The sequence below is a fragment of the Turicibacter bilis genome (assembly GCF_024499055.1).
In the GTDB taxonomy this organism is placed as follows: domain Bacteria; phylum Bacillota_I; class Bacilli_A; order MOL361; family Turicibacteraceae; genus Turicibacter; species Turicibacter bilis.
Window position 1 is genome coordinate 852,852 of sequence record NZ_CP071249.1, and the last position, 13,316, is coordinate 866,167.

Here is a 13,316-nt window from a genome sequence, read left to right on the forward strand (position 1 = left end):
TGCAGTCTTTTTTCCATCGATTTCTTCATCATTTAATAATATTTGTAAGGCAATACTCATCTAAAATTCCTCTTTCTTTAAATGCTTCATTAAGTGGTTGCTCAACTCTCTTAGTTGTAAGTACTCTATTTGATATAATATTTTGATATCATCATAGGCCATCTCATACAATGGCTGCTTTGATTTTTTACTATGTATAACAAATTTCCCATACAAATGCAACACGTACTTCTGAAATAGCTTAAATACTTTTTATTACCCCAAAATGTTATCACATAAAAAAATCTCCTTAGTAAACAAAGCTGTAAGAAGACTTTTATCTTTATTAATTACATACCTAATTCACTTCTTAATGTTTTAATTACTTCTACTGATAGCTCTGTTGTTTCTAAAATAAAATCATCATCACAACCACGTTTAATTAACTTTTGAGCGAAGCGAATACGCTCTTCATTTCTCGCCTCCTCACGGTTCTTTTCATCACGCTCAAGTAAAGTCATATATTCTACCTCCGTTCGTTTACCTTCTGAACTTAAATTTCTTCTATTAATTAAGCTCCAATTCCTGTCTTAATTTCTTAATCTCATCCAGAGATAAGTTAGTTGTTTCAAAAACAAATTCATCGTCCAAACCTCTTTGAAGTAAATTTTTAGCAACAGAGCGCCTTTCCTCATTTCTACCCTCTTCACGATTTCTTTCATCACGCTCAAGTAATGTCATATATTCTACCTCCGTTCGTTTATCTTCTTTGATTGATTGTACTTTCTCATTAATTTTATGAACCAATTGACTTTTAGATTCAGACGCTACTTTGTCAGTTGAGTTCTTAATATAAGCTAAAAATTCTAACATTTCCTGATCAACATCATCAAGTATCCCACACGTTGTCAAAAATACTTTAGTCGTTTCATCACCTAGAACTAACCTCGGATCCTCATTACATCGATTTTCAAAGGTATATAAATGTCTGCCTTGTTTAAATGGATCAAAAGTCGTACAAATAAAGATGATGAAACATTTTCGTAACTCATTGTATTTCTTCCCCTTCGTTATCATATTAATATCAATATTCCCTTGATAATAGCGGCTTCTTTTAGGAAGATTGGTATCTGTTCCCTTTTGCATCTCGATATTGTACACTGTATTTTGATCATCATTTACATAGATGTCGAGTCTAACTCCCTTATTTTCAGCAAGAATATTAATAACCTTTTGTTCTTCTGGCATTTTTACTTCTTTAATTTCAATGTTCAATATTTTTTCTAAAACTATTTTACAAATAGACTCATCGGTCATGACTTTTGCAAATAAAAAGTCATCCTCTAAATTTAATTCTTTAACTGATTTAACACCTGATTTCACGATAGGATACTCCTTCTGAAATCGATTCTGCTTATATGCTTATATTATAATCGATTTCCTTTATTTTTAAAATATTGGATAACTAAAAGAATTAGCGTTATATCCCGTTATACACCACCATTCAACTTAACTTTCCCCCATTCTTAAATACGTTAAGTCTGATGAAATACCTTTAATTTGATTTAAAGCTAACCTATAGTTAAAGGGACTCCCTCGATACGAGATAGTCCCTTTAATCTTTTATTTCTTCTCTTAACTTCTCCAAACTTTCTTACATTGATTTTTTTATTCTCTCCCAATCATTCATTAATCATAAATATATAAATCACAATAAAAAGTTTCATCATGACTTATAAAAATGAAATTAGCTCTGAGCTTCTTTCCTCCTCTTTAAATCTATTGTCCAATGATCGCTATTTTACACTTTTATCCATAACATTCTATTTTTTACCTTATTATGTTAAAATGGAAAATAATATTTAGATTAAAAGGGGAGCATAGAATGAAAAGAATACAAACAAATGATTTAGCCTCTATGATTTTAGAGGCGTTAGGGGGAAGTAGCAACATTTTCAGTTTGTCGCATTGTATGACGCGCTTACGTTTAGATGTGAAAAATCTGGATGTCGTGAAGGTTAATCAATTAAAAACATTAGATGGCGTGATTAATGTAGTGCTTCAACAGACGAAAATTCAAATTGTCATTGGACCAAAAGTTCAACAAGTGTATGAACAATTAGAACGCTTACGGGATCAGTCTACTCCGTCTATGGTCATCTCCTCTCATCAACGTAAAACATCATTGATTTCTCGAATACTTGATACGATTTCTCGTATTTTTACGCCTGTGATTGGTGCAATTGCTGGTGCCGGGATGATTAAAGCGTTACTCGCGTTATTAGTAGCAGCCAATCTGATTGATAAAACAGGACAAAATTACTATGTTTTAAACTTTATTGGAGATGCAGCCTTTTATTTTATGCCGATTTTACTCGCGATGTCGGCTGCTAAGCAATTTAAATGTAATGCCTATCTAGCCGTCGTATTAGCAGGTATCTTACTTCATCCTCACCTCATCGAACTAAAATCAGCCGGTGAGGCCGTTACCTTTTTAGGAATCCCAATGGTTCTCGCTACTTATTCGGCATCCGTTGTTCCGATGATTTTAATTACATGGGTCATGTCTTTCGTTGAGAAAACCGTCAAACGTTACACACCAAAATCAATTGAAATCTTTTTCGTTCCAATGGTTGTTCTTCTCGTGATGGCGCCGCTTGCTTTACTTGCCATTGGCCCACTGGGAACGATGGCGGGTGATTTATTAGCCAGTCTATTTAAGATCTTGGACCAAAAAGTTGGATGGATTTTACCGATTATGATGGGCATGATTTGTCCGTTACTTGTCATGACAGGGATGCACTACAGTTTACTACCGATTCAACTCGCTCAGTATGCCACACTTGGTTATGCAACGTTAATGGGATTACCAATGTTTGCTTCAAATATGGCGCAGGCTGCTGCAACGTTTGCGATTTATTGTCAAACAAAAGATCGTTCATTAAAAGCGATTGCTGGACCTAGTAGCTTAACCGCCTTTATGGGGATTACAGAGCCTGCCATGTATGGCGTGACATTACGATTAAAATATCCGCTTGTTGCGGCTATGATTGGTGGAGGTTGTGCTGGAATTTGGGCTGGATTAACCAATGTCAGAACTTATGTTTCAGCAACTTCTGGGATTTTATCATTACCAGTTTACATTGGGGAGGATGGATTATCTAACCTAATCAATGCGATCATCTGTATTATTATTTCAATGACGGTTTCATTTAGCTTAACCTTTTTCTGGACCTTGAAGAAACAACGTGAAGAAGCATGTGTCGTGTCTCAAAGTCCATCTATCTTAAAAACATCGTTAGAAAACTAATTCATCAAAAAAGTGACCTTCCTAATAGGAAAAGTCACTTTTTACTTATTTTTGTTTAAATTTTATCCATTTTGAACTTCAATCTCATCAATCAATTAAAATAGAACACAGAATTGAAGCATGATATGAATACGTTGTGATAATTTTCATTTAATGGAGTCAAAGAAAGCTGACTTTAACAGGCTTCAACCTTTTAATACACTCCATTTATTCTTGTTAGTTTAGTCACTATATAAGTCCAGATAAGTTTTTTACATCGTAAAAACTTTTAGCTGGACTATAGTCTGCCTTGCACGGCATAACCATCTCATATTTCGGTTGCTGTATTAAATGTAGAAAACATTTCTGTTTGTATATAGAACAGGAGCTATCTTCGCCAAAGATAGCTCCTTTCATTTACTCTGTTTAATCGTTTCATAAGTAAAAAACTGATTTTAATTTATTTTTTAAAAGTTTCGTGAGGCACCGCCACCTCCAGATCGGCCGCCTCCACCTTTTGATTGATGTGATGATGAAGAATGATTTGACCCTTGTGAAAGAAGGTTAATCAGTAAGATTAGCGCATCAACTGAGTTAATCCCAATCACTCGGCAGACGATAAAATAAACAACAATGACACCAATAATCATCCCAAAAATAGGTAACTCATTCATTTCTTCGGATTCAACTTTAGGAACGGTCCCGTTAAAGACATCTTCATACCCATATTCATCTTGAATAACTAAAACAATTTGATTAAAGATATCTTCAATCGCCTGCGAGTAATGACCTGATGCTAAGTTTTCCATAGACGCATCGAGAATTCGGCCAACTTTTCCATCAGGTAAAGCCCCTTCAAGTCCATAACCAACCTCGACTCTGATTTCCCTATCTTCCGTTGCTAGTAAAATAAGAACCCCATTGTCATATTTTTCATTCCCTATTTTCATTTTCTCAAACTGCTTAACCGCATAGGTTTCAATATCACTGCCATCCAGTGTTGGAATGATGACAACTGCAATTTGTGGCCGTTCCTTTGTTTTTTCAAACACATAGTTAATCTCTAAAATATGTTCTTTTGTTTGATGAGTTAAGACGTGACTTTTATCGGTGACATAAAAACTTTGATCTGGATTCACAACTGCTTGTATGTCTAACGAACTCAGATTAAAAAGACTAACCAATGTTACGATCAATAAAAATAACTTCGGTAACAACGTAAACTTTATTTTCTTATATCCTCTACACTTCTTTATGACTTGTTCCATACTTTTCACCCTTTTAAATATTGAAAAAGGCTGCAAACCTCGCAACCCTTTCCTTTATCTCTTAAAAATTAACACTTGGTGCTTGATCTGCACCTGCTTGAGCTTCAAAATAATCGCGTTTTTCAACACCCATTATACTTGCAATAAAGCTAGTTGGGAACTTACGGATTTTTGCATTGAACGTTTGAACAGATTCATTATATCGATTACGCTCTGTTGCAATACGATTTTCAGTTCCAGCTAGTTCATCCATTAGGGCTGTAAATTGCGTGTCAGCTTTTAATTCTGGATAATTTTCTACTACCATTAATAAACGAGATAACGCTCCTTCTAATTCATTAGACGCTTCAACTTTATCATTGACAGTTGTCGCTCCCGCTAATTTTGAACGTGCATCAGCAATAGCTGTGAATACGTCTTTTTCATGTTGCATATAACCTTGTGTCGCACTGACTAAGTTAGGAATCAAATCAAAACGGCGTTGTAATTGTGTCTCAACTTTTGCAAACTGAGCATCAACGTCCTCTTCAGCTGCAACAATTCCGTTATAACTAGAAATAAAATAACCTGCAATTAATAGAATAATCACAAAAACTCCAATTAAAATAGTAGTTGTTTTTTTCATTCATTTTACCCCTTTATTTTCTTTTTAATACATTTATTATAGCATAAATTTGGTAAACAATACTGTTTTTAACCGCATCAATTGTTTTTTATCACCTATCTAAAAGGCTGTCCACAAAAGACAGCCACTTTAAAAGATGAAGTATCGAGTCACAGTTTCTACTCTGCGTTCTTCGTTCATCGTTAAACGTATGATTTTTAAATATAACCATTTAGCGCAACTACCTTGAACAATTCTTGGTGTTCCCTGAACTTCAATCCATTCATTCTCTTTTTAGCCTCTCATCATCATTTAGGAAGAATCATCCTCACCCCTCATTTTCACACCAACTAAGTCCAAATCGATATCCCACATGAGATGCTTCTACTAAGATGAGATCAGCCTAGACATGCCTTCTACTTCTAACGTATTGCCCTTCAGTTTTACTGAAGAATCAAACCATTTAAAAAGTGACTTCCTTAATAAGAAAAGTCACTTGTTTGGTTATTTACTTTTTTTGCTTTCAACCAAGCACTTATTCCAAACGCAAATAATCCTGGTCCGATGAGATAAGCTAACGTGGCTAAACACGTGTAAGCCATTTGACTTTGAGCTTTAATCTCCTGAATAAATTGAAATGGAACGTTATAAGGTTCACGAAGAATCATGAGATTAGAGTCATAAATCGTATTTAATCCAATACAAATTAAAGCTGAAATTAAGAAATACACACTAAAATAAACATACGTGTAACGATTGATCGGCACGCGACGATGCCAAAGGTATAAAACACTTAGATAAATCATCAACATATGGAAAAGCAAACTATATAAACATAAGAAATGCCAGATTGGATATCGCATCAGTGAGGTGGTTGGTACTAATAAGAAACCAATTCCGCCGAGTAAACAGCCCATCACAATAAAGGCATCCCCTACTTTTTTAATCCATCCTTTTCCAAAGCCACTCATCCATGTGGCGTAAATGAATAACGAGCAAAATGATAATGGAAACCACGCATCTAACCATGTATAACCATAGTAGAAGTTATAGGCGATTTTCACCCCTTCTAAAATCGTCACAACAATGGCTATCACACGTGTCAGTTTCATCACTTGCTCCCATGATTTCTTTAACGAGGCTTTTAAAGCCACTAATACGATGATTAAACAAACAACGAGTGAAATTAAATGTGGGGTTGTAAACATCCCCGCTGCGGGATAAGCATCTAACGGAGCAAAAAATAATGATCCCAACTGACTCATCATCATCTACGCCTACCCTTCTTTAATCTCAGCCAATGTTTTCGCACGGCTATGTTCAATCGGTTGCCACTCCACTTTTTTAAAGAACGCTACAATCGTAATAGGAATATACGTAAACATGAAGAATGGGAACGTGAAAATGTAAGCTAATTTCTTAAAGCTTGTGGTATGAATATTTTTCCATTGTGTGGCTGTCGTTACCGTCGCGATAAAGACTAACATCAAATACATATTTAAAATCATACGTCCCATCATCATCATAATTAAATCGTCTTGATAAGTCGTATAATCTCCAAATAAAATCATACTCCCATTAAAAATAAGCGTAAAAAGCGTTAAAATAATCGCCGGCATGATGACCATTAACATGTCATAACAAGAGGTATTACGTTGCAAAGAACCTTTAAATAAATCTAGTCCATAACGATGAAAAACTTGAAAGAATCCTTTCGCCCAGCGCATACGTTGTCTGAACGATTGTTGGAATTTTACCGGTTGCTCATCATAAAGCATAGCTTGGCGACAATAACCAATTTTTTCACCACTTAAGACATTATCCACTGTAAATTGAATATCTTCTGTTAATAAAAAGAATTTCCAACCGCCGTATTTCTCAATGATACGTCGACTAAAGAAAAAACCAGTTCCCGAAACCGCACAACTTGTACCTAGTAACATACGACCTCGATTTAAAAACTCCGATTCCCATAAAAACCAGATGGCATATCCGGAAGAAATCCAGTTGTCCCCATAGTTCTTTGAATTTCGGTAGCTGGTGATGATGTCATAACCATCCGAAAATGTCTTATTCATTTCTAAAATATAATTTTGATCTAAGACATTATCGGCATCAAACACGAAATAACCATCAAATGGTGCATAATCTTTTTCCATTTGATTGAGTAAGAACTCCATGGCATGCCCTTTTCCAATTTTTGTTTGATCAAATCGCTCATAGACAATAGCCCCCATCTTTCGAGCACATGCTGCCGTTTGATCCGTACAATTATCGGCGACAACAAAAACCGTGACCTCTCCTTGATCATACGTCTGTGTATTAATACTATCTATTAAATGATTAATGACTGTCTCTTCATTACGGGCTGCGATTAACACAGCAAAACGATGTGCTTTCGTCTCTTGATGAGGTTTATCTTTTTTCATCAAAGACACGATGACATACAAAAATTGATAACTATAGCAGATACAAAAAATAATGGCAATCACTAAGTTAATCAAAATAATCTTTTCCATAGTACTCTCCTTAATTGACCTAGCAGTCATTATAATACTTTTTAGAACTCACTCATTCACTTTCTTATGACTTAAAGACAACCTTTTTGTCTTTCAATTCATTTCAACAAAACAACATTATACCAGGATTTTTAGAATTTGACACTTTTTTTAAACCTGATGACATGCTTGTCACGGATAAAATGCTCTCTTTATTCTGGTCAATTTAACCACCACTCATTATGGTTTGCCATTTCATGGTTAACTAACCATCGTTAATTGGCCTCATTCTTAAATCTTCTCTTCTATATTTAAAAAGATACGACTCTTTTTATCAAGTCATCGTCACATATCTATACAAAAACTCCATCTTCTTTAGATTTTTTTCACACTAAATCCATAGTTTTTTCGACAAAAGGGACACAGTTATTTGATATTTAAAAGTAGGGGACTGATATGTGAGAATGTCTAATTAGGATATCAGATTGTCAATAATTCCCGTTATCTAATTCGACTTTTTTCTATCTTTTTTGCTCGAATTGCTTTAAAATAAGAAAGTATCAATTAAGTTAAACGTTCGAAATGGGACTCGCACATCTGTTGCGGTCCTTCTATTTTTTATCATAAGGGAGGGAATAATAATCATGAAAAATAATACATTACTAAGGATCCTAATCGGCTGTCTGACCACCTATGGAATCCTCTCTTGGGTCAATAGCCAAACAGAGTATTTACTAATAGCCATCATCGCTTCGATTGGTTGGCTTGTTATTTACTATTATCTGATTAAAAGGGAGACGTTTAAAACGGTGTTTAACTTTAAACAGCCGCTTCAATTGATTACCCTTTTAGTTACAGTTGTCGTCTTAGGCTGGACTAATCTGACAATTGATCGACCACTTTCTTTTTTAACGTCACCTTATTCAATTCATCTTGTTCCAAATGAAGAAGCTAATTCAATCGAAATCAATCAGATTAGTGTCAATAATGAAAGTATCGCATTAGAGACTTTTAATGATTCAACGGATTGGTCTTATAAAGAAACACTATCAACCACCTCGACCTCACCGCTGACGTTAGCTAATCTAACCAATGAATCGGTAAGTATCTCTTTTTTAAAAACGAATACTTCAGGAAAAGTTTCAATTTACCGAAATGAACGTCTTATTAAAACTGTTGATTTGTTCAGTACAACGGAGCAAGAAATTAAAATCAAAGTTTCTCGTGATCATCTTCTACTATTAATTCCAGCCTATATCGGGATGATTGGAAGTGTTTATCTTTCTTTATTAACATTAATCAATAGCCTCATTCGTAAAAAACAAGTTAAACTTCCAGGTTCAACTTTAAACTCAATGACCATTCTCTATTTTAGTTTACCAGCTTTATTCATTGCCTTATTTAAATGGATTGGGCTAGCCAATGTCAGCATCCGACCTCAGCTATTGGCTGGATTCTTTGTGTTGATCACGACTAGTGAAATATATTTATTTAAAAAATGTCACACAGATAACCATCAACAAGCCCGCAACTGGTGTCGCACCATCTTTTATCTTCTATTATGGTCGATACTTATGCTCATAATGATGCAAGTGATCTATTTCTTCCCAAACCTTGATGTAACGATGACTTGGATCGCTCATCACGTGAATTTAATGTTTTTAGCCTCAACGATTATTTTAGGGGTTAGTGTGCTTTTCTTCTGCTTCTTTAACAACTTAATTCTAGCGATTAGCCTCTCTTCTCTCGTGATGTTGATCGTGGCTATCGCCAACTATTATAAAATGTTAGTCGTTGGGGAACCGATTTATCCATCAGATCTATCGATGATTTCAAATATAGATGAGATTATTGGCTACGTAAAAAACCTCTTATCACCGACACTCATCATCGGACTCATCGTCGTCATTGCTTTACTTGTCGTCCTATCCTTCATTTGTCGCAAAGGCTTTAAATTGACGATGAAGCTAAGAGTCATTTTCTTCGCGATTTTTATCGCCTACTTAGCCTCAATTTTCTATTATGAAAAGTCACCACTTAAGCCTTTAGTTAACAGTACCGTTTACTTTACGAAGTGGAATCAGCTAAATAATTACCAACAAAATGGATTCTTATTTGGATTTATTACAAATCTTCAAAACGATTTAATGATCAAAAATGACCATTATACTGAAGCAAACCTACAAGAGATCATGGATTACTATACGAAGAAAGCCGAAGACTATAATGAATCAGCTGATTTAAGTCAACAACCTAACATCATTACCATTGTGAGTGAATCGTTAAGTGATCCAACCGTCTTCAACCAATTAACATTTAGTGAAGACCCGCTTCCTAATCTTCGTCAGTATCTAGAGACTTATTCGTCTGGTCATTTCTTATCACCGTTTAAAGGAAATCGAACAGCAAATGTTGAATTTGAATATTTAGTTGGGTTCACCAATTCGCTCTTACTTGAAGGAACCATTCCATTCCAACAAGCACTCAGCTCAAAACCTGAAATCCCATCCTTTATTTCATTTATGGATCAATTGGGCTACACCTCGGTTGCCATTCATCCGAATAATGCAGCCTTCTATAAACGCAGTCAAGTTTATCCAGCTTTAGGATTTGATGAATTCTTATCCATTGATAAAATGAAACATCTCGACTACATCGATAGTCAGAAGTATGTCTCAGATCAATCAGTCTTTGATGAGCTTTATGCCGAGTTAGAAGCAGCCGATCGCCCCATCTTTGCTTACGGATTAACCATGGCCAATCATATTGCCATTTTTGATAAAAAGTTTGGTGAAAATACGATTGAAGTCCTTGATGCTAATGGGGAACACAATACTGAAATGGAAACTTACGCAGAAGGGCTAAAGCAAACGGATCTTGCATTAAAAGAGTTTATCACTAAAATTGAAAACTACGATGAACCAACCTTAGTCATCTTCTTTGGCGATCATCTGATTAACTTCCAGTCGGACATTCATGAACAACATGGCTACATTGAAAAAGATACAGATGCTTTGCGTGCCAAACTGTTCTTTGAAACGCCACTGTTAATCATGTCGAATATGGATGATTTTCAAATTGAAAATATCGATGATGTCAGTCCAATTTTTATTGCACCCTTAATTTTACGTGAATTAAACTTACCCTTATCACCGTTCTATGTCTTCTTGTTAGATTTATATGAAGAATTTAGCGTCTTACATAACAATTTCAAATTAGATGCTAATCAAAACCAAGTGGATGAACTCACAGAGCATCAAGAGCAACTCTTATTAATACTTGAACTTATTCAATATGATATCCTTGAAGGAAAAGAATATACCTTATCTTCATTCTTTACCATCCCTGAATAAAAAAATCGGAGCGCCAACCGGCCTCCGATTTTTTTATTGATTGAAACTACCATTGACAGTTTTCTTCATCTTCATGTAACGAAAGTGGATGCCTTTGATGAACGATTCTTATTAAACACGAACTTGACGCTTCAAACGACTTATGATAAGACCCCTTTTAAAAAATGATACTAAAAAAATCTCCACTAACATTATCTCTGGTTAACTCAACAGAACATTTGGCACTAAAAGTCAGAACTTTGTTTTTTACTCTCTTTTTCTACAAATCTCACACCTTTAATGTTCTATAATTTCTTCAACAAGGTAGGTCATGAATAATAAAGGGGCGATCAAAATGATATGGATGATTCATTTATTTTTCTTTACCATCGGAATTTCTCTCATCCTCATTGGAACAGGGATGATTTTATTAAATTGGGTTCCGAAGAAATCCTCTCAACTTAAAGAGTTAAGCGAGCGATATGAGCATTCGATTGATGAAGATGAACTTTGCCTCTTTGAAGGTGGCTATCGGATCGCACTTGGAATCTGTTCAACCATTGCTGCAATGGTCCTCCCCTATCACCCTAATCCAATCCTTATTTATCTGATCATCCTTATGTGTTTCATGATATTCTATTGTCCAATCAAATATTTATTTTTTAATCCGTAAAGGAATAGCTTTCAGTCGGAAGGACTCTCTCTTAATCTTAACCTCCTTTCCGTTTACTCAACATTCACTTAATCCTCGCCACTCACTGAAACTTCCTTGCACTGAGATCAAAAAGGCTCTCTCAAAATCATCAGTATTTACAATTTAATAAACTATTAAATCACTCCATCTTTATGGTCCCATTTTGGTAAATCCTGATTAAAAAGGGGGACTCTCTCATTTTGAGACAGTCCCCCTTTTTTGTTAGCTATTTGGTCGCGCTTCATATTGTGTACGCATCGTTAGAATAAGGTGTTGATGGATTTGATGATTGAATGGGGTGAGTGGTTTATACGTCATTTTTTTGTAAAATAAAGCATCATTTCGTTGACGACAAGTCGATTTTAAATAACTTATAAAATCTGGGTGTGGCATCTCTTCAAGTCGATTTTTTCGTTCACTTGATTTCCCGTTCATAGTGACCGCGTATTTCCCCCCTGAAAACACATCGATTTCTAAATTCCCCGCTTGTTTATCAATCATTCTACAATCTCTCCCTTCGTCCTATTAATAGTATACGTTGAAGAGAATTAAATTATTTTTAAACTTTTGTAAAATAACGGTTAATTAACAAACTTGATTATTTACTACATGATTAACAATACGATGTGGTTTTAATCCTTCTTTATCTAAGTGACGCTTAATATTTTCAATTCCGTTATTCACCATATCTTGATGAAGATTCTTCTTAATGATGCCATCCACATCTAATCCTGTATAAAGGTAAGCAATAGCACAGAACATTCCAACAAGTTTTGTATGAGCCTTTACATTAATTTTTTCCACATCAAACTCGAGTAATAATTCACTATCATCTTTATCATGAATTAAACGTTTAAACTCTAACAGTTTTTGTTCTAATTCTTCTAATGAGCATGTTTCACTTTCTAGCATCCAATGACGTGCCATCTTTAAATCCGGATCACGTTCCAAACGGCTTAAAATTAAGAAAATCGCACGTAAAATTTGGTCATCATTTAATGCATTTTGTTGGCAAACAATTGAATCATTATTCATCGTTAAATAAAAATAAGAATTTAACATAGTCATCCATCCCTTCTTGATTACTACTTATCAATCTCGCACAGCGTGGCACATTCTCTTTTCTCCCCAATATATCGTACCTTTCTCCTGATTCTGATTACTTAAAATTATACCAAACAATTGCTCAAACTCCTACACCCATCTGGAATAAAACAACCATTTCTTTTTCAAGAAGTGATGATTTCAAGTAGTCTGTTTAAATGATATCCCCCCTGATAAAGGAGAAAGATACCTCGTGAAAAAGAGTCTCAAACAGTTTAAAAAAGATGAAGGTACAAGAGGCATCTGATGCGGTTCTCTTTATTGAGTTTATTTCTATTGTTTAGTTTAATTAGTTTATCATTCATCTTCTCAATACTTAAATCTATGGATATTATGCTACAACTCCCCTTATTGAAGGGCAATTCAGAGATATCTATCTCCTTGAAACGAAAAATCAAAGACTAACAAATCTAGATATTCAACCTGATTTCATTGTATTTAATAATGAGTTTAATAACTGATATTCCCTTAACTTGAATAAGGATCATCTCAACATTACAGTTACCAAAATATTATCATCATAGCCAACCCATTTCAAATGGATTCAA

The 13,316-nt window shown here is 34.7% G+C and carries 11 protein-coding genes; 3 read left to right on the forward strand and 8 right to left on the reverse strand.

The window, feature by feature from the left end:
• Positions 1 to 329: 329 nt before the first annotated feature.
• Together J0J69_RS03945 and J0J69_RS03950 are read right to left on the reverse strand one after the other, a co-directional pair.
• Positions 330 to 500, reverse strand: a complete 171-nt coding sequence (locus J0J69_RS03945; RefSeq protein WP_156343967.1) for a hypothetical protein — start codon at positions 498 to 500, stop codon at positions 330 to 332.
• Positions 501 to 546: 46 nt separating this feature from the next.
• Positions 547 to 1,362, reverse strand: a complete 816-nt coding sequence (locus tag J0J69_RS03950; protein WP_212724628.1) for an Rpn family recombination-promoting nuclease/putative transposase — start codon at positions 1,360 to 1,362, stop codon at positions 547 to 549.
• Between the two features lie 502 nt (positions 1,363 to 1,864).
• Here J0J69_RS03950 and J0J69_RS03955 point away from each other — a divergent pair.
• Positions 1,865 to 3,289, forward strand: coding sequence for a PTS transporter subunit EIIC (locus J0J69_RS03955; RefSeq protein ID WP_212725667.1), 1,425 nt, complete (start codon positions 1,865 to 1,867; stop codon positions 3,287 to 3,289).
• A 446-nt stretch (positions 3,290 to 3,735) separates the two neighbouring features.
• On the opposite strand, the gene J0J69_RS03960 is transcribed toward J0J69_RS03955, so the two are convergent.
• The 4 genes from J0J69_RS03960 to J0J69_RS03975 all read right to left on the reverse strand — a co-directional run bounded on the left by J0J69_RS03960 (position 3,736) and on the right by J0J69_RS03975 (position 7,659).
• Complete coding sequence (locus tag J0J69_RS03960; protein ID WP_055243824.1) at positions 3,736 to 4,536, reverse strand: TPM domain-containing protein; 801 nt, start codon at positions 4,534 to 4,536, stop codon at positions 3,736 to 3,738.
• 61 nt (positions 4,537 to 4,597) lie between these two features.
• Positions 4,598 to 5,161 carry a LemA family protein gene (locus tag J0J69_RS03965; protein ID WP_212725016.1) on the reverse strand — a complete coding sequence of 188 codons (564 nt, stop codon included), beginning with the start codon at positions 5,159 to 5,161 and terminating at the stop codon, positions 4,598 to 4,600.
• A gap of 458 nt (positions 5,162 to 5,619) precedes the next feature.
• Positions 5,620 to 6,408 (reverse strand): TMEM164 family acyltransferase, encoded by a 789-nt coding sequence (locus tag J0J69_RS03970; RefSeq protein ID WP_212725668.1) that lies wholly within the window; start codon positions 6,406 to 6,408, stop codon positions 5,620 to 5,622.
• A gap of 9 nt (positions 6,409 to 6,417) precedes the next feature.
• Complete coding sequence (locus tag J0J69_RS03975) at positions 6,418 to 7,659, reverse strand: glycosyltransferase family 2 protein (RefSeq protein ID WP_068758859.1); 1,242 nt, start codon at positions 7,657 to 7,659, stop codon at positions 6,418 to 6,420.
• A 623-nt stretch (positions 7,660 to 8,282) separates the two neighbouring features.
• Between J0J69_RS03975 and J0J69_RS03980 the strand changes: the two genes are divergently transcribed.
• Positions 8,283 to 10,991 carry an LTA synthase family protein gene (locus J0J69_RS03980; RefSeq protein WP_212725014.1) on the forward strand — a complete coding sequence of 903 codons (2,709 nt, stop codon included), beginning with the start codon at positions 8,283 to 8,285 and terminating at the stop codon, positions 10,989 to 10,991.
• A 334-nt stretch (positions 10,992 to 11,325) separates the two neighbouring features.
• Complete coding sequence (locus J0J69_RS03985; protein WP_055243811.1) at positions 11,326 to 11,643, forward strand: hypothetical protein; 318 nt, start codon at positions 11,326 to 11,328, stop codon at positions 11,641 to 11,643.
• A 243-nt stretch (positions 11,644 to 11,886) separates the two neighbouring features.
• Here J0J69_RS03985 and J0J69_RS03990 read toward each other — a convergent pair whose 3' ends face one another.
• Together J0J69_RS03990 and J0J69_RS03995 are read right to left on the reverse strand one after the other, a co-directional pair.
• Positions 11,887 to 12,165, reverse strand: coding sequence for a hypothetical protein (locus J0J69_RS03990; protein ID WP_055243809.1), 279 nt, complete (start codon positions 12,163 to 12,165; stop codon positions 11,887 to 11,889).
• Positions 12,166 to 12,249: 84 nt separating this feature from the next.
• Complete coding sequence (locus tag J0J69_RS03995) at positions 12,250 to 12,726, reverse strand: hypothetical protein (RefSeq protein ID WP_068758863.1); 477 nt, start codon at positions 12,724 to 12,726, stop codon at positions 12,250 to 12,252.
• Positions 12,727 to 13,316 lie beyond the last annotated feature (590 nt).